The sequence below is a fragment of the Marinomonas sp. UCMA 3892 genome, from assembly GCF_012726345.1.
Taxonomy (GTDB): Bacteria; Pseudomonadota; Gammaproteobacteria; order Pseudomonadales; family Marinomonadaceae; genus Marinomonas.
Map to the genome: position 1 here is coordinate 191,152 of NZ_PTXN01000002.1, position 26,482 is coordinate 217,633.

The following is a 26,482-nucleotide window of genomic DNA, read 5'->3' on the forward strand; positions in this document are numbered from 1 at the left end:
TATTAGCCCACCTTCGCAATTAATTGCTGTTTTTCAAACTCAGTTGCAGGGCGCATTTGGTCACGCTCCTCAACAAACACCACATTGCTATCGCTTCCCTCATAGTTAACAAATTGACGGAAAGTTTTGAGTGCTTCAGGATCCTTCAAAGTGGTTTTCCATTCACACTGGAAGGTATCCACTACGTGCTGCATACTTGCTTCAAGCTCAGCGCATAATCCCAGCTTGTCGTTAATCACCACATCTTTTAGATACTCTAAACCACCCTCTAAACCTTCCATCCAAACCGAGGTACGCTGTAATCGATCAGCTGTTTTGGTGTAAAACATTAATACTCGATCGATATATTTCACCAAGGTTTCGTCATCCAAATCTTTCGCAAAAAGATCTCCGTGACGCGGCTTCATACCACCATTACCACACACATATAGGTTCCAACCGCCTTCGGTCGCAATCACCCCAATGTCTTTACTTTGAGCTTCAGCGCATTCGCGTGTACAACCAGAAACAGCAAACTTAATCTTGTGAGGTGAGCGCAGTCCCTTATAACGATTCTCTAAATCAATCGCCATTTTCATACTGTCATTCACCCCGTAACGACACCAAGTACTACCAACGCAAGACTTTACCGTACGCAAAGACTTGCCATAGGCTTGACCGGTTTCAAACCCTGCCGCGATGAGCTTCTCCCAAATCTGTGGCAATTGTGACAAGGTTGCACCAAATAAATCGATACGTTGACCGCCTGTTACCTTGGTATATAAACCGTATTCTTTTGCCACTTCCCCCAATACAATCAATCTTTCAGGGGTAATTTCACCACCGGGAATACGAGGTACGATGGAATAAGTACCGTCTTTTTGCATATTGGCAAGAAAGCGATCATTTGTGTCTTGCAAACTGATATGCTCTTTTTTCAGTACGTAATCATTCCAAACGCTGGCTAAAATAGAACCCACAGCCGGTTTGCATATCTCACAACCATGACCTTTACCATGCGTTTTCAATAACTCAGCAAAAGTTTTAATTTCACCTACTTTCACTAAGTTATATAAATCTTGGCGGGTGTAGGCAAAGTGCTCACAAATGTCTGTGCTGACCTCAACACCCAACGCTAACAATTCGTTATCAACGACTTTTTTCAATAGCGCAGCACAGCCACCACAACCCGTAGCAGCCTTGGTGATACCTTTTACATCGCCCACAGATAAGGCGCCATTGCACACGGCATCACTAATATCTTGCTTAGAAACATTATGGCAGCTACAAATCGATGCAGTTGCTGGTAAGGCATCTACCCCTAATCCAACAGGTGCCCCATCCATTGCAGGCAAAATTAGAGCTTGCGCCTGTGTAGGAAGATCAATCCCATTGAGGTAATACTGCAACAAGGTGTCGTAGTAACTGTTATCACCAACCAATACAGCCCCTAACAGCTTTTTGCCATCTTCAGATACCACCATCTTGCGATAGCTTTGACTCAATTCATCTTGATATACAAAGACTTTACAACCTTGAGACTGTGCATGGGCATCACCCACAGAGCCAACATCACAGCCCAAGAGTTTCAATTTTGTACTCATGTCTGCGCCAGTAAAGGTCACGCCCGCATCACCCATCAGATGCCCAGCAGCCGATTTTGCCATGGCATAACCCGGCGCTACCAAGCCAAAAATACGGTTATTCCAAAGCGCACACTCACCAATAGCGTATATATTTTCGTCACTGGTCTGGCAATGGTTATTGACGCAAATACCACCACGCTCACCAACACTCAATCCTGATTGGTGCGCCAAAGCATCTTGCGGTCGAATACCTGCAGAGAACAAAATTAAATCTGTTTCAAGATAAGAGCCATCAGCAAAGTTCATTCGATGAAAAGCCATCTCCCCATCGACAATCTCTGTAGTTGCTGTGTTGGTGTAAACTTGAACCCCTAAACCTTCTATCATCTCTTTTAGAACAGCTCCGCCCTGTTCATCCAGCTGTACTGGCATGAGACGAGGCGCAAACTCAACCACACTGGTTTCCAAACCAAGGTTTTTCAGCGCATTGGCTGCCTCTAATCCAAGCAAACCACCACCTACAACCGTTCCTCGTGTTACTTGTTTTGCACAAGCTCGAATGGCGTCCAAATCATCAAGAGTACGGTACACAAAGGTGTTATCACGTTTATGACCAGGAATAGGCGGTACAAAAGGGTAAGACCCAGTCGCCAGCACAAGCTTGTCATAAGCTAAAGCTTCACCATTTTGCAATATCAATTGTTTCGCTTCACGGTCTATCTCGGTCACTAAACTATTGGTGAAATAACGCACGCCATGTTCATCATATAAAGTACCATCCGTCATCGCCAAGTCAGCCGCACCTTTACCAGTGAAATACTCACTAAGATGCACTCGGTCATAGGCTAAATAAGATTCTTCACCGAATACGGTAATTTGAAAGGTTTCGTGACCACCTTGAGCGATTATCTGCTCAACAAAGTGGTGACCGACCATGCCATTGCCAACGACAATGAGATGAGGTTTTGTAGTAAGAAAAGACACGGTTGACGTCATTATATTTTCCTCGCTGTAACTCTTTTTAAGTAACATGCCTAACGGCTAACAACACCAAAAACGACTCAATTTAGGCCACTTGGGGACAGCAATAGGCTTCACCAAACACCAGAAAATCAAGCATGTTAGAGACATTGGTCTTATTTTGAATTAACTGGAAATACCAGTTTCCATCGGCGACGTTGCCATAAAGAATTGCGCCAACCAGTATGCCTTCGTTGACTACTAGTTTGCGGTAATGATTTGCGCCCACATCTTTGAAAACGATACAACTATCTTCTGTTGAAGGTTGAATCTTTCCCACAGAAAAAAGATGAACACCGGACACTTTTAATTTTGTTGGTGTAGGCTCAATATCAAATACAGCCTCTTCACCAGCCAACACCTTCAGCAAGACATTAATTTGTGTCCAGATAGGTGCGACTAAACCAAATGTTTGTTGGTCAAATTCGCAACACTCCCCCAAAGCATAAATATCAGCATGAGAGGTTCGCATTTTTTTATCGACAATAATGGCGCGATTGGTCTCTAAACCAGCGGCTTTTGCCAAGTTAATCTCTGGCGAAATCCCAGCTGCCATAACCACTAAATCAATCGCTAATGACTCCCCACTTTGGCACTCCACATGGGAAACTCGACCATCATCCTGCTGCCTAAATGAAACTGGTGACTCTCCAAGTCGAAATTCAATGCCCATTTGCTTAAATCTATTAAGCAAAAGCCCTGCCGCTTCTTCATCTAGCTGTCTATTTAGCAACCAATTAGAGCGATGAAACACGACTACTTTGTGTCCGCGCTTTACCAAACCAGCCGCCGCCTCTAATCCCAACAAACCACCACCAATAACACAAATTTTCTGGCAGCCAGTTAGTTGAGTCATAACCTCCACGTCCTTCAAAGTACGAAAAGCCATAACATTTGGCGCTTCTCTGCCTTTGATTGGTAATAAGCAGGCCCTTGAGCCAGTTGCCAATACCAATTTGTCATACCCGATGAGCTGCCCACTTTTTAACGTAAGGGTTTTCGCCCCTACATTCAGGCTGGTCACTGGATCATTAGCAAGCACCTGTACTCCGTCATCGCACATGCGTTGCATATCCACTAACGGCATATCAGCCTGAGAAATCTCATTGGCCAATAATGAAGACAGCAGAATTCGGTTATATCCCACGTTAGCTTCTTCCCCGATCAAAATGATCTGGAACAAGTGACCATGGGATTGCCACAAATCATGCGCCAATTTGCTACCGGCCATTCCGGCACCAACAATGACAAGATGACGTTTGTTAAGCATTGGCAACTTTGGCATTAGCTGTCGCCTTATTATTTTTAGCCGCCACTTGAATTGGCTCAACTTTGCGCTGCTTTTCATAGAGGAAAGTTAATACTTGCGTACGATAATCAACGTATCTAGGGTCATTCGCTAACGCTAAACGATCACGAGGACGCTCTAAATCCACATGCAATATTTCTCCTACCGTGGCAGCAGGGCCATTAGTCATCATGACAATACGATCCGACAACAACACAGCCTCATCCACATCATGAGTAATCATAATCACTGTGTTGTTAAGGTCTTTTTGAATTTCCATCAAAGAGTCTTGAAGATGTGCACGGGTTAAAGCGTCCAACGCACCAAAGGGTTCATCCATAAGCAAAACACTAGGCTCCATAGCCAGAGCTCGAGCAATACCAACACGCTGCTTCATACCGCCTGAAATTTCATCTGGACGTTTATCAGCCGCATGCGTCATGTGCACCAACTCAAGGTTATGCATGATCCAGTCATGCATTTCTTTTTTGGTTTTGGTTTTACGAAACACCTGCTTAACCGCCAACTCAACATTTTGATAGGACGTTAACCAAGGTAATAATGAATGGTTTTGAAACACCACCGCACGTTCAGGGCCAGGCCCTTTCACCTCTCGGCCATCTAATAAAATGCCGCCCTCAGTCGCATCGTATAGACCCGCGACAATATTCAGAACCGTAGATTTACCACAACCAGAGTGACCAATGAGTGAAACAAATTCGCCCTTCTCAATTTTTAAACTGACATTATCTAAAGCCTTAAACGGCCCTTTTGGAGTTGGAAATTCAATCGATATATGACTGATGTCTAAATGTGTTGCCATGTTCATTCTCCCGTTAGCATTTTTCTTTTAGCTATCTTGTTCTAGCGAAGTACCTGAGTTTTATCCCAAGAAGCAAAGCGCTGAATTGTTAACATGACTCGGTCTAACAAATAGCCAATAAAACCAATCATCAATACCGCTACCATGATTCGCCCCAAAGAATTCGAACTACCGTTCTGAAATTCATCCCAGACGAACTTCCCAAGACCTGGGTTTTGCGCCAGCATTTCTGCAGCAATTAACACCATCCAAGCAATACCGAGCGATAAACGCAGACCGGTAAACATCAAAGGAATTGCGGATGGAATGACGATTTTCATCACATGAGTCATCCAGCCAAGCTGCAAAACCTTGGAAACGTTCAACAAATCTTTCTCGACGGCAGCAACACCCACAGCCGTGTTAATCAAAGTAGGCCACATACAACACAAGGTTACGGTGAACATGGAGGTTAAAAACGATTTGGAAAACATAGGATCATCAGATACATAACTCGCACTCACTACCATAGTTACCAAAGGCAGCCATGCTAGAGGAGAGACAGGTTTAAAAACCTGAATAACAGGGTTCAACGCGCTGTAAACTGAACGGTTTAATCCGATTAAAATACCTAATGGAATAGCAATCAAACTCGCCAAACCAAACCCTGCTAATACGGTATAAAGGCTGGTAAATATTTGATCAAAAAAAGTAGGCTTGCCTGTATAGTCTCTTAGCTTGCCAACATAGCTTGGATCTTTTGCTTGTCGCTCAGCAATTCTTTCTTCTTGACGCGCGTAGAATTTTTCTTCTTTTATACGCTCATTTTGATGTTCGGCTAGCAAGCTGTTCCATTGCTCATAAACTACAACAGGCCCAGGAAACTCTCCCAACGAGGTATGCACCCGACTCGCGCCGGCTTGCCATAACAAGATGAACACTACAATGCCGAAGACAGGCAGCAAGATTCCTTTCAAAGAAAAGGCACTTATTTTGTCTTTTAACGAGGCCATGGTTACGCTTGCTATCATCATCTTTTACTCACTCAATTTAACTCATAAAACGGCTACGCTATGCAGCCGCTTTATCTTGTTTACGTTAGATTTTGTCGTCGCCTTTTAAGCCGATCTTGAAGCTTTTCAAGTAATCATTTGGGTGTTTACCGTCGTAAGTAACCCCATCAATAAAGTCACTTTGTGGTGGTTTGAAACCATCTTCTTTTTCAAAATCTGGAAACTCAGACGCCATCATCACACCATCTTCAATCAAAGATTTTGCCGCTTGCGCATAAATGTCTGGACGATAAACGTCTTTCGCCGTTTTCATATACCATTCATCGGATTTTGGCTCAGCAATCTGTCCCCAACGGCGCATTTGCGTTAGATACCAAATCGCATCGCTGTAATAAGGGTAAGTTGCGTTATCGTTGAAGTCTGGAATCTCGCGTTTATCGCCTTTCTCATACTCAAAAGTGCCTGTCATACTGTTGGCAATAACATCATAGTCCGCACCAACATATTGGCTACGAGAGAGGATTTTCACGGCTTCAGGACGATTCGCATTGTTGTTTTCATCTAACCATTTTGCCGCGCGAATCATGGCCTTCACAACGCGGATATGAGTATTTGGATATTGTTCAGCCCAATCACTGCTGACCCCAAAGACTTTCTCAGGGTTGTTCTTCCAAATTTCATAATCGGTAATAACTGGCACGCCAATACCTTTAAATACCGCTTGTTGGTTCCAAGGTTCACCTACGCAGTAGCCAGAAATGGTTCCAGCTTCCATGGTGGCTGGCATTTGTGGTGGCGGAGTTACGGACAACAAGGCATCGGCGTTGATCTGACCGCTGGTATCACCTCGCTCTGGTGCGTAATAACCAGGGTGAATGCCACCAGCAGCAAGCCAATAACGCAATTCATAGTTATGAGTGGATACAGGAAACACCATGCCCATTTTGAAAGGCTTGCCTTGAGCTTTATAGCCATCGATCACAGGTTTTAACGCGCTAGCACTGATTGGATGAACAGGCTTACCATCTGGACCGTTAGGAATGTTTTTCTTCATTTCATCCCAAACATCGTTTGAAACGGTAATGCCATTACCATTCAAATCCATACTAAAAGCCGTCACTATATGAGCTTTCGTGCCATATCCTATGGTTGCACCAAGCGGTTGGCCCGCTAGCATGTGCGCCCCATCTAACTGACCATCAATGACTCGATCTAGTAATACTTTCCAGTTCGCTTGCGCTTCTAAAGTGACATACAAACCTTCATCTTCGAAATAGCCTTTTTCGTAGGCAATAGCCAATGGCGCCATATCTGTCAATTTGATAAAACCAAATTTCAGCTCTTCTTTTTCTGCATAACCCAGCTCTGCGTGAGCAGCACCAGTCATTAATACAGAACCCAGCACGATAGACAGACTTAGTTTTTGAGTGGCATTAATAAAGATCGGCAAGCCAATAGCCGTTTTCAAATATCTTAGGTTCATAGTCACGCTCCGCTTAAGGGATTAATAAAGTACAAAAACAAAAAAGGCGCATGCGAATCACAAAAAATGTGTTCGCAGGCGCCTTTGCCATTCAAAGAAAATCCTACATTGGACAATCAATAATGTGGGTGATAACTAACTACCATTGCTAGCCTCACCAAAATTTTAAATTCTATGTTTCTATATCTCTTGTAGAGCACACAATGTGCCAAAAAAACTAACCATATGATTTTAAAGAATTTTTATTATTAAACCCGATCCAGTGCAAACAATAAGCAAAAAAGACCATTTTATTTGCCCAATTATCATGCGGTACGCACCAAAATAAGACACCCTTATGGGACTTATTACTTTGCAAAACCACTCAAAATACCGTCAGGGTGCAATCGTATCTTTCCAGAAGCCACGGCATCTAACCAACCAGATTCATCTTCGGCAGATAAATGCCAGTTCATATGATCTTTTTCTTCTATTAGCCCTAAAGCTTTAAAATAAAGATCCTGACGATAAACCTGTTCAGCAATTGTATTCAGCATCTTAATATCCCCCAACTGATGCCAGCGATGCATTTGCGCCATGATCCACAGGGCATAACTTGGCAGAGGCTTATTAATTTCATGACCTGAAAAACGCTGATAGGCTTTCATAGGCCAATCAAATTGGCCTTTTGGCTTAATGGCACTAAAACCGTACACCAATTGCTCCAACGTACAATTCAAATAATCTGGATGGCTTAAAATACTGAGCAATTCCGTTTGATTACTTGGCTCATCAACCCATAAACACGCTTTTTCTAATGCTCTAATAATTGATAAATGCACTTCCAGATTCTGTTCAGCCCAAGCGGAATTTACGCCAAATACTTTTTCAGGTGTACTTCCCCATATCTCATAACCTGTCACAAGCATGTGCCCAACCCCTTGCTCTACTGCAAGGCTGTTCCATGGTTCTCCCACACAATAACCATCAATATCACCGGATTTTAAGCTATCGAGCATTTTTACTGGGGGAACTACAACTATTTGCACATCTTTATCGGAATCAATTCCGGCTCGGCTTAGCCAGTCTCGTAATTGATAATTATGGGATGAATAAGGGTAGACCATGGCAAAACGCAATGGATCGGCATCTATACCTCGCGCATCGAGCAGCCTTTTAAGCGCTGTTCCACTGCGGATATCAGTAGAAGACTCAGCGTAATGCTGCAACTCTTCATACAGGGCATTACCAATCGTGATGCCGTTACCATTATGACTGACGGTAAAACTCGTCTGCATAGCCGTCTTAATAGTGCCAATACCTAAACTAGCAGCAATCGGCATAGACGCCAACATATGCGCACCATCAAGCAAATTGAAGGCAACTTTATCGCGAATACTGGCCCAGGATGCTTCTTTAGATAACACCACGTCCACGCCTTCTTGAATAAAAAAACCTTTTTCTTGAGCTATCACAAAAGGCGCGCAATCGATAAGCGGAATAAATCCGATACGAACAGGTTCACTAGTTTGAATAATAGTATTTGGCTGTATCAGGTTCATTTTGAACCTCCCATCAATTCCATCACTGATATGATATTTCGAGCTACGTCAGTCATTCGCTGACTACGATCCATCGCTAGTTTCCGAAGCGCTTTATAGGCTGCTGGCTCATCACATTGTTGATGTTTCATTATCAAACCTTTTGCTTTTTCTATCAGCTTACGGTCTTCGAGCTGGCTTTTCACGGAGTCCAACTCCATCCTTAATGCTTGGAACTCTCGAAACCGCGCAATGGCAACTTGTAGCAAAGCTTTGACGCTGCCACTATTAACGCCATCCACAACATAAGCACTCACACCAGCGCGAATAGCCGCTTCCACGTGCCGGGAATCATCTTCTTCAGCGAACATAACAATAGGACGAGGGTTATCTTTAGTGAGTCGAGACATATTTTCCAACATATCTCGATCAGGAGACTCGATATCAATAATCACCATATCTGGCTGGTATTCATTAACCGCTTCCGTGAGGTTTTTGGCATTCTCCAGCCGTCTAATAACACGGTAACCACTGTCTATCATGGCTTGTTCAACAATGGCTGCCCTTGCAGGCTCATTATCGACAAGCATCACGGTTAATTCTTTTTCAGGGGGCGGCGCAGGCATGGTGCATTCTCTTAAAAATCGTAAAATTACTTTCAGATAAAATGCAAGATATGCGCCATTTCGACACATTAATTTTCTAGAAATTAGAGGCAAAAAAGGCTCTAAATAGAGCCTTTTAAGAGTGATTAGTCAAAAATGGACACACAAATAATAAGTACGAACTGAAGCAGTGCAAACTAGCGCTACTAAAGAACCAAATCAATGCACCGCATATCGAGTCTGTGCGAGTAGAGCTAAAGCCAAGCGGTCTTTAGTGTTGGTTTTCTTAAAAATTGACGTCAAATGCGCTTTTACTGTGCGCTCGGTAATTCCCATTTCCAGTGCGATTTGTTTATTTGATAGCCCCTTAGATACAAAACTCGACACCTTTAACTCTCGCTCAGAAAGGTCATCTAGCTCGTCATTATGAAGTGGTTCGCTTGTTGCTGATTGCATAATCAGCTGCTGAATGAAGGCTTTGCCCCCCCAAATCTCACCAGAATCAACAACCGATAACACCAAGGAAAGCTGCTCTTTACCAATATAAGGAGCACACTGACCACTCACTCCAACCGAGAAGAGCCTTAATGCCGCTGCTTGACTAGACTGATTAGGGAAGACGATAATTTTTTGCTTTGGAAACGCAGAGCAAAGAGCAACCACTTCCTCCACCTGTTTTGGTAAAGAAATATCTTCTAGATATATAAAACAGTACTGAAAACCAGAAACATTAGTCTCTAATTGGTAATACACCTCTTCCAGAGTCTTAACTCGAACTAATGAGGTACTTACACTGACTATTTGATTCCAATGTTTCCATACGGCGTCATCTGTATTCCAACACAAAGTTTTCAAAATAAGTCTCGTCCTATCAAGTGCGATATACCATTCTAACGAGCAAACAATAGCGGAATGTTAACATTTGTAACTAACAGCCTTGCTTGAAAAGATTTTTGTAATTACCGCTCACGAAGCGCATTTTGCTTTGCCTTTAAAATAGGTTTTAGCAAATAATCTAACAAAGTTTTCTTACCTGTAATAATATCTACTGTTGCCTGCATACCAGGTATAATAGGCAATGGCGCATTTTTAGTACCTAAATAGTTTTTATCCGTTCTTACCCGAACAAGATAGAAGCTGTTTCCTTCCTCGTCGAGAATAGTATCCGCACTAATGTTTTCCACCACACCATGCAAACCACCAAAAATTGCAAAATCGTAGGCTGATAATTTCACCACTGCACTCAAATCAGGCTTAATAAAACCAATATTTTCAGGACGTACTTTTGCTTCGATTAACAGAGAATCTTCAATTGGAACAATCTCAAGTAAGTTCATACCGGGCTTGATAACACCACCAACTGTATTAATTTGAATCTGTTTCACAATACCTTTTACTGGTGATCTAACCTGTGTTCTCGATACTTTATCTTCAAGAGACACATTGCTTTCGCGTAACTGATCTAATTTACTTTTTACTCCAGTTAGGTCTTCTTGAGCATCCGCCCTAAATTTCGCTTCACCTTCGGATAGCTTACTTTGCGCTTCTTTCAGCGCTGAACGCGCCCGAGGAATCGCTAGCTGAGTTGCTTCCAAATCCCCTTGCAACTGATTGACTTGGCGTTCGAGCTGCAATAACTCAACCCTAGACACAGCTCCTTGCTCAAACGCAGGTCGAGTTAATGCCAACTCTTCCTTAGAAAAGGCATAACTTTGTTTTAAGTTTTCTAGTTTTGCCTGTAACTCAACTATTTCTTGTTTCTTTTGCTCAATCTGCTGCTGAAAGCCAACCTGGTTAGTCCGTAAAGACTCTAATCTGTTGTTATATAAATCAAGTTCACGCTTTACAACCAGCGGATAATCTTTCATGATTTCCGGATCAAATTTAGGCTCCAGACCGTAAGATTCAGCCTGTAATCGAGTCGCTCGAACTTTTAAATTAATCGATTCGGCTTGCTGTTCACGCAATGATGACAAAGCTTCAGTATTTTCTATCGTCATCAACACTTGCCCACTATCGACTACTTGACCTACTTTGGCATTAATTTCTTTTAAAATACCACCTTCAAGGTTTTGAATCTGCTGGACTTGGCTAGAAGGAATGACTTTCCCTTCGCCCACAGTAACTTCATCTAAAGCCGTATAATTAGCCCACACCAATGCCGCTGCCACGAAAATAAAAATCACCCAAAGGATAATTCTACCGCCACGTGGTGTTTTCAACATCAAGGCCGCATTTCGGTCCGTTAGATACTCTAAATCATCTTGTGAAATCGAATTTTTATTACTCATTATTAACTGACCTTCAACTTGCCTTGACGAAGCGCTTCATGCACTTGCGCTTTTGGACCATCAGCAATCAAGCGACCATTATCCATAACGATAATTCGATCGACCATGTCTAGCATAGAGGCCTTATGTGTAATCAAAATAAGGGTTTTGTCTTTCACCCCCTCTATTAAGCGACGCTTCATTCGAGACTCGGTGGTGTTATCCATCGAAGCTGTCGGCTCATCCAAAATCAAAATTGGCGGATCAAAGAGCAGAGCCCTTGCAATAGCAATACTTTGACGTTGACCTCCAGATAACAAGGCACCACGTTCACCAACAATGCTGTCTAAGCCGCTTGGCTTACGATTGGCGAACTCAGATACTCCGGACAGGTCCGCCGCACGAATAATGGCATCATCTTCCATATAAGGAACGCCCATCACGATGTTATCTTTGATCGAGCCATAGAATAAATTCACATCTTGCGAAACTGCACCAATATTCCGACGTAGATCGGTTGGGTTTACTTGGCGTAGATCCACACCATCAATTCTTATCGCACCGCTATCAGGCGTATAAAGACCCGTCATCAATTTACCGAGGGTCGATTTACCAGAACCGATCCGGCCAATAATAGCGACTTTTTCGCCTTGCTTAATATTAATATTAATAGCACTAACTGCGGCTTGTTCTTGATCAGGATAAGCGAAGTTAACTGCTTCAAATTGAAATTCTCCCTTAAACACTGGGCGATGAACAAACTTGACATCATCCGGATTTTCAACAGGCGAAGACATGATTTCGTTTAGAGAAGTAAAAGCAGATTTTGCTTGGTTATAGCGTGTCGCTAAACCTGCTACTTGCGCCATAGGGCCAAGTGCCCTTCCAGTCAACATAACAGACGCAACCAAAGCCCCCATGCTCATATTGCCCTCGGATATTTGATACACCCCAACAATGACAATAATAACGGTAGTTAGCTGCTGAGCTACCATCGCAAAAGAGGAAGAAGATTGTGACAACTGACGAGTTTTGACGCCCCAATCAGCAATATTACCAACCGCATTTTCCCACTGTTTCTGCATCACGCCTTCAGCATTATTGAGCTTCACACTTTCCGCGTTATACAAACTCTCAATCAAAACCGCATTTTTTTGTGATGCCGTTTTTTGGCCCTCTTCGATAGAGCGACGTAATGGTATTTGAATGATGATGCTATAAAGGACGATCAGAGCAATGGTTACAATGGGAATATAGCCAACAGGACCACCAATCAGCCAAATCACACCAATAATCAGAAACATAAAAGGAATATCAACCAAAGTGGTGATAGACGCTGATGTAATGAAATCTCGGATGCTTTCAAATTCTTGTAGGTTTTTAGCAAAAGCCCCGACAGACTTAGGTCTCGATGCCATGGTGATGTTATTCACTCTGGAAAAGATAGCCGCTGATATCAAAATATCGGATTTCTTGCCCGCAATGTCGATAAAATATGCACGTAAGGTTCGTAACAAAAAGTCGAATAAGTACACGACAGCGGCACCGATGGCCAACACCCAAAGTGTATCAAATGCATTGTTCGGCACGACTCGATCATAAACGTTCATAACAAAAAGAGGGCTAGCAACGGCGAAAATATTAATTAACAAAGACGCAATAAAAACATCTCTATAAATTCGCCAAGAACCAGAAATTGTTCCCCAAAACCAATGTCCTTTTTTGTTTTCTTTCTCATCGCTTTTTTCGGAGCGTTTATCAAATTGATATAAGGGACGAACAAAAAAACAATAACCAGTGCATGACTCGGCAAGCTTATCGATAGGAAGAATAATTTCCCCCTCACCAGATTCTGGGCGAAGTATTTTTGCGGTGCCTTGCTTTTTATCTAATTCAAGTAAAATACAGGCCTGTTGATCCCTTAATAACAACACCGCCGGCATGACCATATTGGGGATTTTTACGAGAGGTCGTTTAACAAAACGTGTGCTAATACCAATACGCTTAGCGGCACGCTGAAAAAGCTCTGGTGTCATAGCATTGTCGGTAATAGGTAAACCTGAAGCTATACCATCCGAAGTATAGGGATTATGAAAGTATTTACTTAACAGTACTAAGCAATCCAACAGAGGATTAGGGTATTCTAATGAAGCACCTTGTGTATCCCACTGATCAACATCCTCTTTAGAACCATCTTCAACTTCTGCATCCGTCTTCCCTTCGTCTGATTCATTTGTAACTTCATTTTCTTCATACGAATCATTTTCTAAAGGTGACGAAGAGTTCTGTTCTGAACGACCAGAGTCAGACATACTCTATATTCTCCTAAAACTACCGAAAATCTGTTTTTTTATAAACAAATAGCTTATTAATTATGGTCTAGAATAGTGTTTATTAAGTAATATGTGAAGCGAACTTATGCCTTACTACAAATTGAAACACAGAAGGAAATCAACATGCTATACGCAAAAGTCAATGAAAATGGTGTAATTATTGATGTCGCCACATCTCAATCAGATGAGTACAAACTACTGGTTGCACCAAATGATCCGACAGTTGCTAGCATATTGGAAAAAAAATTCACTACAGCAAGCACAAGCACTCAAGAAATTCTCGCTAGTTCTGACGGCGAAATGATGCGAATACTTGAAGATTTGGTAGACCTTCTAACTGAAAAACGCTTAATACAATTTACTGAATTACCTCTAGCCGCGCAAAAGAAATTACTCGGTAGAAAATGGGTTCGTGGCGTACACAGCAACCATGACGAAAGCTTAATGACAGATAGTGGCATTGCCGAAGGAGACGATGAAGACGCTTTAATCTAAAGTATCTTCATTTTTAAAGGAACAAGAAAGCGACATCGATCTACATATCCTGTGCGCGACCGATTAGAAATCCTTGGCCACCGGATACATCAAAGCGTTTCAATGCTATCCATTGTTTTTCACTCTCAACTCCCGTCGCAATCACCTCAATATTTAAGCTACCAAACATCTTACACAAGGTGTGCATGAAGAAAGATTCAGACTCTTTACCTGCTGCCATTCGGGTATAAGAAGAATCCACCTTAACGTAATCCGGCATCAAAGTTTGTAGATATTGAAAGGCGGAGAACTGTTTACCCACATTATCAATGCCAAATTGCACTCGTTGTGTTTTTAGCATCTGAGCCAACTCATTCGCCTGTGTCTCTTCAATCAACACACTCTGCTCCGAAATTTCAAACATCAATTTACTTTTTACGTCTACATTAAGGTTGCTCAATGTTTTGTCTAACCATGTAATAAAAGCAGGCTTAGCATAAGAAGACGCTGACAAGTTTACAGTTAATGGAACTGTAAGCTGCCTCGATTTAATGTATTCGATCACTCGTCCAATAATGACTTGATCTATTTGACTACCTAAATCAAACAGTTCAGCCAAACCAATAAAATACCCCGCATGATACTCTTTCCCTGCATGTTCCAAGCCCATAAAGACTTCTTCATGCAAAATAGTTGGCGTTTCATCCAAAGTTGTAATTTTTTGTTTTTTAAGTTTGAAAGATTTATGCCGTATGGCTGATTCTAATATTTCTTTCCAAGCCGTTTTACTAATGGCCATATCTTGGCCCATATTAAGATCAAACACTTTACTCGAATTGCTACCCTCTCGTTTCGCCTCACGCAGAGCAGCATCAGCTTGAGACATGGCACTTGAACGCTCTACCGATCCATCAATGGTCACTGCACCAATGTTAGCCACCGCAGCAGAATAACTAATGCCTGCTGTATTCAATTCCATTAACTCTGACATAATCTCATCGACCACTTTAGTAAGCTGACTGTGATCAAAATTAGGAATAAGCAAAACAAAGTCCGCCCCAGATAAACGAGCTAAAGTAGAAAAAGAAGACAGCGTCGATACTTTTTTAGTTAAAATATCAGCGGCAGATTGGATAAACATATCCGCAGATTCATAACCACGCTCATTATTTAACTTACCCAAATCCGCCAAACTAATCAGAACTAGCCCATCGATACCGCGCTCTCTTTCAGCAAAATGTGATTTCATCTGGCTTTCAAAAAAATGTCGATTACCTAATCCACTAACTGGGTCTTTAAACGCTTTGGCTTGCAGCCATTGAGCCGTCTCGACTTCCGACGCGAACTCTTTTTCTAGTTTTTCTGCCATTCGGTTCATAGACAACACAACAGACTTTAGCTCTCGTGTTTTAGGCACTGCAATGGTTTTAATAAAACGGCGTTGCTGAATCGCTTCCGCTTGTTTTTCAAGCTCAGCCAAAGGCCGAAATAAATAACGTAACGCAAAACTGCCAATAACCAGAGTGATTGCACCAATCACAAAAAATGACACTAATAAATCCCGTGAAGCAAGCCAAAGCTGATTGTAGCCATACCCTGCACTACCTGTGATATAAACCTGTCCTAACTCACTCCAACCATTTGAAATAACGGCTTTAGCCACTGGCACCTTGAAATCAATTAGCTGAATAAACCAATTAGGAACACCGTCTATTTTAGTTTCATTGGAACGGGTGATATTTTTATCTGTATCGTAAACATGAATACGAACTTCCGAAAAATAGCCGCTATCAAAAACAGCATTAATGCTACTTTCTACAGAAGCATAATCTTCCATCGCCATAAAGTCGGAGACAGACATACTCAAAGAGGTGGCTGAGTCTTGGGTCGTTGATTCTAATTGCCCGATTAAATAGCCCTTGGTGGTATTAAAATTGATAACCATCACCACGGCGAGCATCAATGAGAATATGGCAATAATCGTCATCATTAATTGGCGGAACAGCGTCATCCAAGTTCTCCTAGTTTGTCATCGTATTAAAACGATTATTTAAATCTGTCCACAAGCTCAATCTAGATGAGCCACCTACCAACACACCGCGCCCTTTTTCTTTTGAAAGCCACAAATTCTCTGCATTGAACGAATAAATAGGCAAGAGGTCATTACGCTTTGACGCGGGTTTTAATTCTTTATCAAGATTATCAAGCAAGACTGGGACAGACGTTGGTTTATGATAATACGCCAATACCATATGATGTTGATTAAGCTTTAACGCTTTTACATACACAAGTCGTAGCTTTTCATCTGGCACACCCAGCTCTCTGAGCGTGAAGTATTTGGCGATGGTAAAGTCTTCGCAGTCTCCAGCTTGCATACCTAAAAATTCAATGGGTGTTGCCCAATAGTCTTCCTTTCCCCACAAAGTCATGTCGTCGACAAAATCCATCTGGTTAAAGAAGTTATTCACTTGAGTGAGCTGATCAACAATAGGTAAAGATCGAGAATCATCAATGAGCTTTCGCCAAGCTAAAATACGCTTTTCTGCACCTGCACCATAGACTGTACCAGCTTGTTTCGCTAACTTTCGATATTTGTCTGACACATCGGCGTACAACCACCAATGCGGCACAAAACACATAATAAGAAGCACACAAACCAGACGTTTGCTGCTTCTTAGATAGGAAAAAAACGAACCAAATCGTTTTCTCACCGCAAAGCTACTTGTCAGACTTAGACTTTGCATTAAATGCGGCCAGCTGCTCTGCTGTGGCTTCTGGTTGATACTTGGCTTTCCAAGTGTCATAAGGTTCGCCATAGACAAATTCTCGCGCTTGATCGTAGTCTACTTTCACGCCTTGTTGCTCTGCTTCGGCCATATACCATTTGCTCAAACAGTTACGACAAAATCCAGCTAAATTCATCAGATCAATATTTTGCACAGATTTATTTTCGTCAAGATGTTTCAACAAGCGACGCAATACAGCGGCTTCGATTTCAGTTTGTTTGCTCATAATAATCTTAAATCCCTCTGTTTTTTTCTTATCACAGGTTAACAGTCAAGGTGTCGATGACTCAGAGGCTGCTTGCGCCACTGCCATTCTTGCGCCGCAACCATAAAGTCTCTTAGTGGTTGCATGTTTTCATTAGTAACTTGCTCTATTGCATACGCGCACGCTTCCAAGGTTGATAATGACTCCATGCTGGGTGACTTGCGAATACTGTATTGCCCTACTGGTGGGCGCAAAAAACACACCGCTTTAAAAGCATGTAGTAGAGATTCAGTGAAATAGAATTTCTTCGCCTTCCGCCAAGTGGCATCAAGTAAAATTAACCCTTCAACCTCAGTAGCCGAGCTGGCATCTATTGATTCTATAGGCACAGCATCATCCGATGGAAACACCAAACGCCATTTAGCCGGATCTTTTTGTCTCAAAGTACTCGATAGCACATCGTGATTTGCTATCGAAATACATTCCACTGACGGCAATCCTAAAGACAACAATGACACGGTGTTTTTAGCATGTTTCGCTTCTTTAGGGTCTTGCAAAATCAAGATCTTTAATCGCGTAGAAAGCACGGGTATCCACTTACACACACACTGTTTTATTAAAAAGTGACAATTGCCACAGTGTGCTCTTTTTGCGCTTTGCATGCTCGAGTCTCTAGTTTAGTCACCTACTTTTCAAGCCAACTTTTCAAGATAGGCTTTTACAACGTTATTCCAGCCGAGATCCAAAGCTTCAACCGTCAAAGCATGACCAATCGATACTTCCATAATTCGACCTTGTTCACACAAAGCTTGAACATTATTTAAATCTAAATCATGTCCTGCATTGACTTCCAGCCCAGCATCCAAAGCCGCTTGTGCAGCGTGCTGATACGTATCAAGAACGTCTTCAAATCCCTCTTTACCAAACGCATTGGCATAGGCTTCAGTGTAAAGCTCCACACGGTCAGCGCCCACTTCTTTTGCTAAAACCATGTTTTCAGGATCAGGATCCATGAACAAGACAACACGAATACCTTTTGCTTTAAGTTTGGCGATCACGGGACGCAAAGCATCTTGATCACGGGCAATATTCCAACCATGATCCGATGTTAGCTGATTCGGATCATCAGGCACTAAAGTACATTGATCTGGTTCCACTTCTAATACAACATCTAAAAATTGCGCATCAGGAAAACCTTCGATATTCAATTCCGCCTTAGGAAAACGCTTCAATAATTCTTTCAAATCATAAGCATCTTGATAAGTCGCATGACGCTGATCTGGTCTTGGGTGAATGGTAATACCAAATGCACCCAGTTCCAGCGTACGCTCCGCCATATCAATTAAGTTTGGATAATCTCTTCCACGAGAATTTCGAAGCAAGCCAATTTTATTCAGATTAACGCTTAAGTGTGTCATTCAACTTCTCTCGACAGGGTCATTTATTAGCATTATAGGACAAACACATAGCGTCCATCACTAAAATACCAAACAAGTTATCCGCTCAGCCATTATCTAGGGAAGGTGCGAACAAGTCCTCTTGTCTCAGCATGTGGATAAAAGCCTGTTATTCGAGGCGAGTAGCGAATGTGAATAGTGGTTCTATTTTCGAGGTGCTCAACAAAGAATACAGGCTTTTAGGACATGCCCTGCGGGTCTTTCAGAGAAAACGCCACATGTCGTTGCGACTCTTTGAAAGGTACCTACATTCCTTCAGAGTCGCGCCTTATTTGACGATTTCTCTGAAAGACTGAGGCTTAGTAGACTTATTCGCACCTTCCCTAGAGCAAGGCTTATGGTAAACTGGCCGCCACAAAATAGGAGTCCAAGATGAAATACGAACTCTTTCAATCTATTTATGACCGAGCCGCCCTTCGACATGGCGGAACAAAACACCTAGAAACCATGCTTTCGACTCCGCTAAGCACGGCACAGCTTAATCAACATACTGATGATAGATGGCTGGCGGCTTTCTCTCAAAAAGTCTTTCAATCTGGCATTAATTGGCAAGTAGTGCGCAATAAATGGCCAGGTTTTGAAACGGTATTCTTTGGTTTTGACATTGAAAAAATGTTACTCATTCACGATGAAATGTGGGAAGAAAAAGCCAAAGACATACGCATCATTCGTAATTTTGGCAAGGTGATGACGATTAGAGAAAACGCCTTAATGATTAGCGAATGCCAAGCCAGCCATGGAACATTCTCTAACTTTGTTGCTAACTGGCCGAATGACGACATTATTGGTCTCTGGGCCTACTTGAAAAAACATGGAGCTCGTCTTGGCGGTAACACCGGCCCTTATACATTAAGAGCAATGGGCAAAGACACCTTTATGCTAACCAAAGATGTTGAAGGCTATTTACGTCAACACGAGATCATTACCACAGGAAGAGACACTCAGTCAGCCTGGAAAGCAGCACAAGGCGCGTTTAATCACTGGCACAAAGAAAGCGGACGCTCCTATACAGCAATTAGCCAATGCATTGCGCTAAGCGTCAACTAAACAAAATACTTTAAACTACAATTTTTTTAGGAGAACTCATGGCCGATCTACGTATCGACATTATTTCAGATGTCGTTTGCCCTTGGTGCTATCTAGGTTATTCTCGCCTTAAACAAGCCATTGAACAATTAGGCGATGACTATAAAATCGACATTCGTTGGCAACCCTTTGAGCTACATCCTGATATGCCGTTAGAAGGTGCCGACCGAGAAACGTACCTCGGCGAGCGGTTTGGCAGTCAGGAAAAACTTAATGAAGCCACACACGCCATTCAACAGGTCGGTATTGAGGCTGGTATTGAATTTAATTTTTCCGAAAAAGACCGCATCCCTAATACCAAAATTGCTCACCAATTTGTGCTTGCTGCCACTAAGTCAGGGTTAGCGACACCGTTTATCTTAGCAGCCTTCCATGCCTATTTTACGGACGGAAAAGACATTGGGTCAAAGAGCATTCTAGAAGAAGTTGCCATTAGTATCGGTATGCAAAAAGCCGATATTGAATACGCATTAAGTGCAGAAGCTAAAACGCTGACAGAGAAAAAACTACAGCATTTGCGTGGTTTGGATATTAACTCTGTGCCGACTTACGTCATCAACGACAAATACATGGTTCAAGGTGCTCACGATCCAGAATCTTTCCTAAAAGTGCTTACCGATATTGCAGAAAAAGAGTTGTAATCCATAAAACTCCACCTTCCATTAACGATAAGGCTAAAGCTGTCATTTAGTCTTATCGTTAACTCTTCAGCGAAACTCTAAAAAAAACTATCAAGCTATGCAAACAGATAAATTTTTATCTATTGATAATCATTAACATTAAAAATACAATCGGATGATTAGAATATTAGTGAGAGTGATTTTCATTTATGTACGTTTGTATTTGTAACCGAGTATCAGACAGAGAAATCAAAGCATCTATTCAAGAAGGGGCAACAACCATGCGTGAGCTATACAAAGAGCACAGCATTGGTAGCCAGTGCGGAAAATGCTGTCAGTGTGCAAAAAAGCTACTAAACAGTGAGTTAATCAAAATTGCTGAAACTCAAGTTCAAGTAGCTTAATTGCAGCATTGAATTACATTTGGGATTGCAGGTAATTTTCAATGCCAGAGCTAGCAATCAAGTGTTGCTGAGTTTCAAGCCAATCTATTTGCTCTTCTTGCTCTTCTAGTATTTTTTCCAGCGTATCACGACTCATAAAGTCTTTTTTCTGCTCACACAAGTCAATTGCTGCCTTAAGTGCTGGCAAAGTATCTAATTCAAACTCTAAGTTAGCCGAAATCATTTCTTCGCTATTTTCCCCAATGCGCAGACGACCAAGATCTTGCAGATTAGGTAAACCTTCTAGAAATAAAACTCGTTCAATCAAACGATCGGCATTTTTCATTTTTTGAATGGAGGTTTTATAATCAGCTTTATCAAGCGCATTAAAACCAAAATCTTTAAACATACGAGCATGAAGAAAATATTGGTTAATACCTACCAATTCATTGGCTAATACCTTATTTAGGTTGGCGACTACGTCACGATCCCCTTTCATAGCGCCTCTCCTTAGTTGCCCATCTGAGATTGGTAGTAATTCTGCATACCAATTTTTTCCATTAGACCAAGCTGTTTTTCCAACCAATAAACATGATCTTCTTCAGTATCGAACAACAGCTTCTCAAGGGTCTCACGTGTTTGGTAATCGCCTTCTGACTCACATATTGCAATCACATCTCTTACGCAGCTAACAACTTCAAGCTCAAGCGTTAAATCATTACTCATCATAGAGTGAACATCAGAGCCAATTAGCAAATCACGACGTTTAGTCATGCATGGCACACCTTCCAAAAACAAAATTCGCTTAATAAGCCAATCCGAATGTTGGGTTTCTTCTTCCATTTCATGATTAAGGCGATCATATAACTTGCTCAATCCCCAATCTTCGTACATACGTGAGTGGATGAAATACTGGTCAATGGCCGCTAATTCATTAGCCAATAACGCATTCAAACCGTCGATTACTTTTTTACTGCCTTTCATATTCTTCTCCTCTTATTGCTGGCAAGTCCATTTCGCATAATGAGTACAGCACTCAAAACTCGACTCATAAAATACTAGAGTCTAGAACATAATCCCAGACTCTAGTATTAGTTTCCTTTTTTAAAACAAATCTTGGCTTGGGGGGTCATCGTTTTTAACAACTTTACCTTCGCCTACTTTTACTTCAAGACTATCTATTCGCTGAAACCCTCTAGGCAACTTCAAGCCTCTTCGACCACGCTCACCTAGATACTCTTCGAGGTCTTTTTCGGTAAATGATATAAAACGCTTTCCAGCATAAGCCGTCAGTAAATCATTGGGCTGAACGCAAGCCAGAGCAATGACAAGCTCTTCCCTATCTGCAGCACGAGAGCTTGGGATACTAAGCATCTTATTACCTTTACCTTTCGCCATTTGCGGCAAGGAAGCCACATCAAAGGCCAACATCCGACCTTCATTAGATATAGCCACAACGCGTCCAGATACAGGGTCTTGTACTGGAACCGGCGCCATTACTCGAGCACCTTTCGGTAACGACAAGGTCGCTTTACCTGCTTTATTTTTGGCATATAGATCTTTTAATTGCGCAACAAAGCCATAGCCCGCATCACTTGCAATCAAGTAATGTGCTTCTTCATTATCCAGCACTGCAGACACTATTGTCGCATCTTTTTCTAACGAAATACGACCCGTGATTGGCTCACCTTGACCTCGGGCAGATGGTAAGGTGTGCGCCTTGATAGAATAGGTTCGTCCATTGGACGCAAGCAAAACAAGCGTTTGGTTAGAACGACCTTTAGTGCTTACTAAGAACTCGTCACCAGACTTGTAGCTCAAACCATTTACGTCAATATCATGGCCTTTTGCTGCACGAATCCAACCTTGCTTAGAGATAACCACCGTAATTGGATCATTCGATAATAGATCTTCTTCACTAAAAGCTTGCGCCTCTTTACGAGCAACAATCGGAGTACGACGATCATCACCAAAATCATCAATCGCTTCTTGAATCTCTTCGGTGATTAATTTCTTCAACTTACGATCAGAAGACAGCAAACCTTCTAATTGCTTACGCTCTTTTTCTAGCTCGTCTTGCTCACCCTTGATACGCATCTCTTCAAGTTTAGCAAGGTGACGCAACTTCAATTCTAGAATAGATTCAGCTTGCATATCGCTCAAACCAAAACGCGCCATCAACTCTACTTTTGGTTTTTCTTCTGTTCGTATAATCTCGATAACTTCATCAATATTTAAGTAGGCGATTAACAAACCTTCTAAAATATGTAAACGGTTATTCACTTTATCAAGACGGAATTGCAAACGACGACGCACTACATCAATACGAAAGCGTAACCACTCAGATAAGAAATTCTTTAGCGGCTTAACTTGAGGTAAACCGTCTAAACCAATTACGTTCATATTGACCCGATAGGATTTTTCTAGGTCTGTGGTCGCAAAAAGATGCGTCATGACAGAATCAATATCAACACGATTTGATTTAGGCACAATTACCAGTCGAGTAGGATTTTCATGATCTGATTCATCACGTAAATCCACAACCATTGGCAATTTCTTCGCCTGCATTTGTGCGGCAATTTGCTCTAATATTTTGCTGCCAGACACTTGATGAGGCAGTTCATTAACAACGATCTCGCCTTCTTCAATCGTAAAACGAGCTCGAGCTTTTATCTGCCCTTTACCAGTTTCATAAAGCCTAACTATGTCACTTTTTGGCGTAATAATTTCGCCACCCGTTGGAAAATCAGGGCCTTGGACAAAATTAAGCAAATCATCTAACTCAGCGTTTGGATTATTAAGCAAGTGAATACAAGCACCGCCAATTTCACGCAGATTATGCGGCGGAATATCCGTCGCCATACCAACAGCTATACCCGTCGTGCCATTAAGTAATAAGTTAGGCAGACGAGACGGCAAAACCGATGGTTCTTGTAATGTACCATCAAAATTAGGCGTCCAATCCACAGTGCCTTGGCTCACTTCTCTTAACAAGACATCAGCGTACTTTGACAAACGCGATTCGGTATAACGCATTGCCGCGAAAGATTTTGGATCATCTGGTGCCCCCCAGTTACCCTGACCATCAACAAGTGGATAGCGATAAGAGAAAGGTTGAGCCATGAGCACCATAGCTTCATAACAAGCACTGTCACCATGTGGGTGAAATTTACCCAACACATCCCCTACAGTACGAGCAGATTTTTTATATTTGGCCGTGGCTTTTAGCCCTAGTTCGCTCATCGCGTAAATAATTCGGCGCTGAACAGGTTTTAAGCCATCACCGATATGCGGTAAGGCTCGATCCAAAATAACGTACATGGAATAATTCAAGTACGCTTTTTCTGTGTAGTCTTTTAATGAAAGGGTTTCATTCGACTCGAAATTTGACAACTCACTCAAGGAAACTTTCCTTCTATAATCGTTTGCATGGGCAAATTATCGGCGCATGCGGATTTCATAAACTAATATGGGCTCAACTATAAAGAAACATCCCAACTCACTGCAACACTCACCGTAAGATTATCATGGAAAGGTCGCTATTCTCGTGTTTCAATACATTCGATAATTAAAAAGGTACTTGATGGTGAACATAACTGACCAAAACACACTCGACCCGATGAACTACAGCCTTGGGGAGTCAAGCAAACACTTTATCATCCATCAACAAGATGACCTTTTTATTGCACATGAATACCTGTTTCAGACAGACATCCCTAGCCGCTTCTATCATCACCAGACAGATACTTTCCTCTTTATCATTAAAGGGGAATTATACTTACAGCAATGCACCCAACAAAAAAGTGAACAAGAAACAGCCTTAAAACAGCATCAAGGAATTTGGTTAACTGCACAGTCAATTAACAGCATCACTTTACTAACACCAACGGTAGAACTGTGCTTAATACGACTAAAGAACACAGGTCCAGCAAAATTAAACAACTCGTTTAAAAAAGTCTCTTCTGGCACAGTGGAATCAATATCTGGAAGAAGTCACATTAAGACATGGCCACTATGGCATGGAGAGGCGGGTCAGATTGCGCTAGAACTTTATCCACCTCAATTTAAGGAGACACTTTATTATCAAAAAACAGCCACCCAATACCTTCTTCCGCTGACTGGTATCGCGTTCATTTCAGACGAGAGGAAAGTACCTAAAGCCTGTCCCAGTTATGGCAAAATAATCGCTCATAAAGAACCGAGAGCGATTTTAAATCCAAGCACAGAAAGTCTTACAGTGCTGTCAGTTATGACAACTCAAAACACCAAGGGGCGGATTCTACTTCTCACAAAACCAGAAGGCAAAACACTTTAGTAATATTTAGCGCAGTACTAATGCTGTGAGAATATGATCTTCCCATTGTCCATTGATTTTCAAATAATCCCTTGCGACACCTTCTTTATCAAAACCTAGCTTTTTCAAAACGGCTGCACTGCGAGCATTTCTTGGCATATAGCTCGCTTGAATTCGATCAATATGCTGCTCTTTATGGATGTATTCTATTCCTGCGCTCAAGGCTTCTTGCATGATGCCTTTGCCTTGCTCACTTTCTCGCAAACTGTAACCAAGATTACAGGCCTGAAAAACACCACGTATAATATTCGAATAATTGGTGTAAGCGAGCATTCTGTCTTCATTAGGTGACAGAAAGCAGAAAACAATACCTTTATCTTCTAAAAAGTCACGACGCATTTCTCGAACTCGTAACTGGCAGGTTTCAAGTGAATAGTAGCCATCAGTTCTATATGGTTCCCATGGGGCAAGAAACGCCTTTTCTTGATTAATATAATCGTGCAAGAGCGGAGCTTGAGCTTCGTCTAATATTTTCAATACACCTCTCTCGGTAACAATCCGAGGAAAACGTGATGCATGTAAACCTTGATTAGAGTACTTAAATGACATGTCCTTCATCACTTCGAACAATTTTAACGAATATTCTTCATACCAAAAATTTTCACCAATAGACAAGGTTCTACGCTGCATATCGTGGGCCAACCATCCTTCTGCAGCCTCCTTTGTTTGCCAATAAGTCATCAGCAGATCCATTTCCCCCGAGCCATATTCAGCACCAAGGTATCCGGGCTGACCTTGGGCCAGTTCGAGCATTTTTTCTGCCATGATTCGGTAAGTCAAGTCATTCAACATCAGCTTACTAGACAGCATAATCGCAAAATAAGGCAATTCACTTGGGGAACTAAATACGTTCATCGATTCTCTAAAATAAATGGATGGATCTTTTAGCTAGGCATAGAGACAAAATTATATCTGCATCTATTTGAAATCCCAGGCCATAGTTAAAATCTCAAGCTATAGTTAACATCTAGGTTTTGGACAGATCTATGCTGACGAGGGTGCGCTTCTTGTTAAACCTTGTAATTCAAAGCATGTAATTCGCTTTATATTGCCGTCAGAGTGCATCTAAAGACACAGGCCTTGCACTATTTTATACAATAGCTTTAGGCTTCTAAAAACCAAGTGTAAGTAGATCTACCTTATTGATATTCCCCCTTTATACCAATAAGGATAAGGAAAGCTTTGTGCCCGCTTTATGCGGGCACTTTTTTGCTTTCA

Annotated in this window: 24 protein-coding genes; 5 read left to right on the forward strand and 19 right to left on the reverse strand. The window is 41.9% G+C overall.

The window, feature by feature from the left end; genetic code table 11:
- Positions 1–2: 2 nt before the first annotated feature.
- The 10 genes from nirB to B6N13_RS03840 form a co-directional block, all read right to left on the reverse strand.
- A complete protein-coding gene (gene nirB, locus B6N13_RS03795) occupies positions 3–2,561 on the reverse strand; it encodes a nitrite reductase large subunit NirB (protein WP_169458548.1) in 2,559 nt (852 codons plus the stop codon).
- Positions 2,562–2,631: 70 nt separating this feature from the next.
- Entirely contained in the window at positions 2,632–3,870 is a 1,239-nt protein-coding gene (locus B6N13_RS03800) for an FAD-dependent oxidoreductase (RefSeq protein ID WP_169458549.1), read from the reverse strand.
- A complete protein-coding gene (locus tag B6N13_RS03805; RefSeq protein WP_169458550.1) occupies positions 3,848–4,696 on the reverse strand; it encodes an ABC transporter ATP-binding protein in 849 nt (282 codons plus the stop codon). Before B6N13_RS03805 ends, B6N13_RS03800 begins: the two co-directional genes overlap by 23 nt.
- 41 nt (positions 4,697–4,737) lie before the next feature.
- A complete protein-coding gene (locus B6N13_RS03810) occupies positions 4,738–5,709 on the reverse strand; it encodes an ABC transporter permease (RefSeq protein ID WP_012070506.1) in 972 nt (323 codons plus the stop codon).
- 64 nt (positions 5,710–5,773) lie between these two features.
- Positions 5,774–7,171 carry a CmpA/NrtA family ABC transporter substrate-binding protein gene (locus B6N13_RS03815; protein ID WP_169458551.1) on the reverse strand — a complete coding sequence of 466 codons (1,398 nt, stop codon included), beginning with the start codon at positions 7,169–7,171 and terminating at the stop codon, positions 5,774–5,776.
- 347 nt (positions 7,172–7,518) lie between these two features.
- The gene (locus B6N13_RS03820) at positions 7,519–8,712 is read right to left on the reverse strand and encodes a CmpA/NrtA family ABC transporter substrate-binding protein (RefSeq protein WP_169458552.1); all 1,194 of its coding nucleotides are present in this window, start codon (positions 8,710–8,712) and stop codon (positions 7,519–7,521) included.
- A complete protein-coding gene (locus B6N13_RS03825) occupies positions 8,709–9,317 on the reverse strand; it encodes an ANTAR domain-containing protein (protein WP_169458553.1) in 609 nt (202 codons plus the stop codon). Before B6N13_RS03825 ends, B6N13_RS03820 begins: the two co-directional genes overlap by 4 nt.
- Before the next feature lie 198 nt (positions 9,318–9,515).
- Positions 9,516–10,151: a response regulator transcription factor gene (locus B6N13_RS03830; protein WP_012070510.1), complete on the reverse strand. Its 636-nt coding sequence runs from the start codon at positions 10,149–10,151 to the stop codon at positions 9,516–9,518.
- 104 nt (positions 10,152–10,255) lie between these two features.
- Positions 10,256–11,587, reverse strand: a complete 1,332-nt coding sequence (locus B6N13_RS03835; RefSeq protein WP_012070511.1) for an HlyD family type I secretion periplasmic adaptor subunit — start codon at positions 11,585–11,587, stop codon at positions 10,256–10,258.
- 2 nt (positions 11,588–11,589) lie between these two features.
- On the reverse strand, positions 11,590–13,878 hold the full coding sequence (locus B6N13_RS03840; RefSeq protein ID WP_169458554.1) for a type I secretion system permease/ATPase: 2,289 nt from the start codon (positions 13,876–13,878) through the stop codon (positions 11,590–11,592).
- 144 nt (positions 13,879–14,022) lie between these two features.
- Between B6N13_RS03840 and B6N13_RS03845 the strand changes: the two genes are divergently transcribed.
- Positions 14,023–14,394, forward strand: coding sequence for a hypothetical protein (locus tag B6N13_RS03845; RefSeq protein WP_012070513.1), 372 nt, complete (start codon positions 14,023–14,025; stop codon positions 14,392–14,394).
- A 40-nt stretch (positions 14,395–14,434) separates the two neighbouring features.
- Here B6N13_RS03845 and B6N13_RS03850 read toward each other — a convergent pair whose 3' ends face one another.
- Genes B6N13_RS03850 through B6N13_RS03870 form a run of 5 tightly spaced genes read right to left on the reverse strand, consistent with a single transcriptional unit; the run spans position 14,435 to position 18,782 of the window.
- Positions 14,435–16,384: an EAL domain-containing protein gene (locus B6N13_RS03850; RefSeq protein ID WP_169458555.1), complete on the reverse strand. Its 1,950-nt coding sequence runs from the start codon at positions 16,382–16,384 to the stop codon at positions 14,435–14,437.
- A gap of 10 nt (positions 16,385–16,394) precedes the next feature.
- Entirely contained in the window at positions 16,395–17,117 is a 723-nt protein-coding gene (locus tag B6N13_RS03855; RefSeq protein WP_083766346.1) for a transglutaminase-like cysteine peptidase, read from the reverse strand.
- Positions 17,092–17,385: a DUF1244 domain-containing protein gene (locus tag B6N13_RS03860; RefSeq protein ID WP_012070516.1), complete on the reverse strand. Its 294-nt coding sequence runs from the start codon at positions 17,383–17,385 to the stop codon at positions 17,092–17,094. Before B6N13_RS03860 ends, B6N13_RS03855 begins: the two co-directional genes overlap by 26 nt.
- A gap of 38 nt (positions 17,386–17,423) precedes the next feature.
- Positions 17,424–18,026, reverse strand: coding sequence for a tRNA-uridine aminocarboxypropyltransferase (locus tag B6N13_RS03865; protein WP_169458556.1), 603 nt, complete (start codon positions 18,024–18,026; stop codon positions 17,424–17,426).
- A gap of 30 nt (positions 18,027–18,056) precedes the next feature.
- Positions 18,057–18,782 (reverse strand): pyridoxine 5'-phosphate synthase, encoded by a 726-nt coding sequence (locus tag B6N13_RS03870; protein WP_169458557.1) that lies wholly within the window; start codon positions 18,780–18,782, stop codon positions 18,057–18,059.
- 411 nt (positions 18,783–19,193) lie between these two features.
- On the opposite strand from B6N13_RS03870, the gene B6N13_RS03875 reads away from it, so the two are divergent.
- The 3 genes from B6N13_RS03875 to B6N13_RS03885 all read left to right on the forward strand — a co-directional run bounded on the left by B6N13_RS03875 (position 19,194) and on the right by B6N13_RS03885 (position 20,931).
- A complete protein-coding gene (locus tag B6N13_RS03875; RefSeq protein ID WP_012070519.1) occupies positions 19,194–19,868 on the forward strand; it encodes a DNA-3-methyladenine glycosylase I in 675 nt (224 codons plus the stop codon).
- A gap of 20 nt (positions 19,869–19,888) precedes the next feature.
- Positions 19,889–20,548: a DsbA family oxidoreductase gene (locus B6N13_RS03880; protein WP_348981523.1), complete on the forward strand. Its 660-nt coding sequence runs from the start codon at positions 19,889–19,891 to the stop codon at positions 20,546–20,548.
- 188 nt (positions 20,549–20,736) lie between these two features.
- The gene (locus B6N13_RS03885) at positions 20,737–20,931 is read left to right on the forward strand and encodes a (2Fe-2S)-binding protein (protein WP_012070521.1); all 195 of its coding nucleotides are present in this window, start codon (positions 20,737–20,739) and stop codon (positions 20,929–20,931) included.
- A 13-nt stretch (positions 20,932–20,944) separates the two neighbouring features.
- Here B6N13_RS03885 and bfr (B6N13_RS03890) read toward each other — a convergent pair whose 3' ends face one another.
- The 3 genes from bfr (B6N13_RS03890) to parC all read right to left on the reverse strand — a co-directional run bounded on the left by bfr (B6N13_RS03890) (position 20,945) and on the right by parC (position 24,312).
- Positions 20,945–21,409, reverse strand: a complete 465-nt coding sequence (gene bfr, locus B6N13_RS03890) for a bacterioferritin (protein WP_012070522.1) — start codon at positions 21,407–21,409, stop codon at positions 20,945–20,947.
- 11 nt (positions 21,410–21,420) lie between these two features.
- Positions 21,421–21,894 (reverse strand): bacterioferritin, encoded by a 474-nt coding sequence (bfr, locus tag B6N13_RS03895; protein ID WP_012070523.1) that lies wholly within the window; start codon positions 21,892–21,894, stop codon positions 21,421–21,423.
- A 120-nt stretch (positions 21,895–22,014) separates the two neighbouring features.
- On the reverse strand, positions 22,015–24,312 hold the full coding sequence (gene parC / locus B6N13_RS03900) for a DNA topoisomerase IV subunit A (protein WP_012070524.1): 2,298 nt from the start codon (positions 24,310–24,312) through the stop codon (positions 22,015–22,017).
- Positions 24,313–24,496: 184 nt separating this feature from the next.
- Here parC and B6N13_RS03905 point away from each other — a divergent pair, with 184 nt between their 5' ends.
- A complete protein-coding gene (locus B6N13_RS03905; protein WP_211172765.1) occupies positions 24,497–25,225 on the forward strand; it encodes a hypothetical protein in 729 nt (242 codons plus the stop codon).
- Between the two features lie 6 nt (positions 25,226–25,231).
- Here B6N13_RS03905 and B6N13_RS03910 read toward each other — a convergent pair whose 3' ends face one another.
- Complete coding sequence (locus B6N13_RS03910) at positions 25,232–26,119, reverse strand: GNAT family N-acetyltransferase (protein ID WP_012070526.1); 888 nt, start codon at positions 26,117–26,119, stop codon at positions 25,232–25,234.
- Between the last annotated feature and the right edge of the window lie 363 nt (positions 26,120–26,482).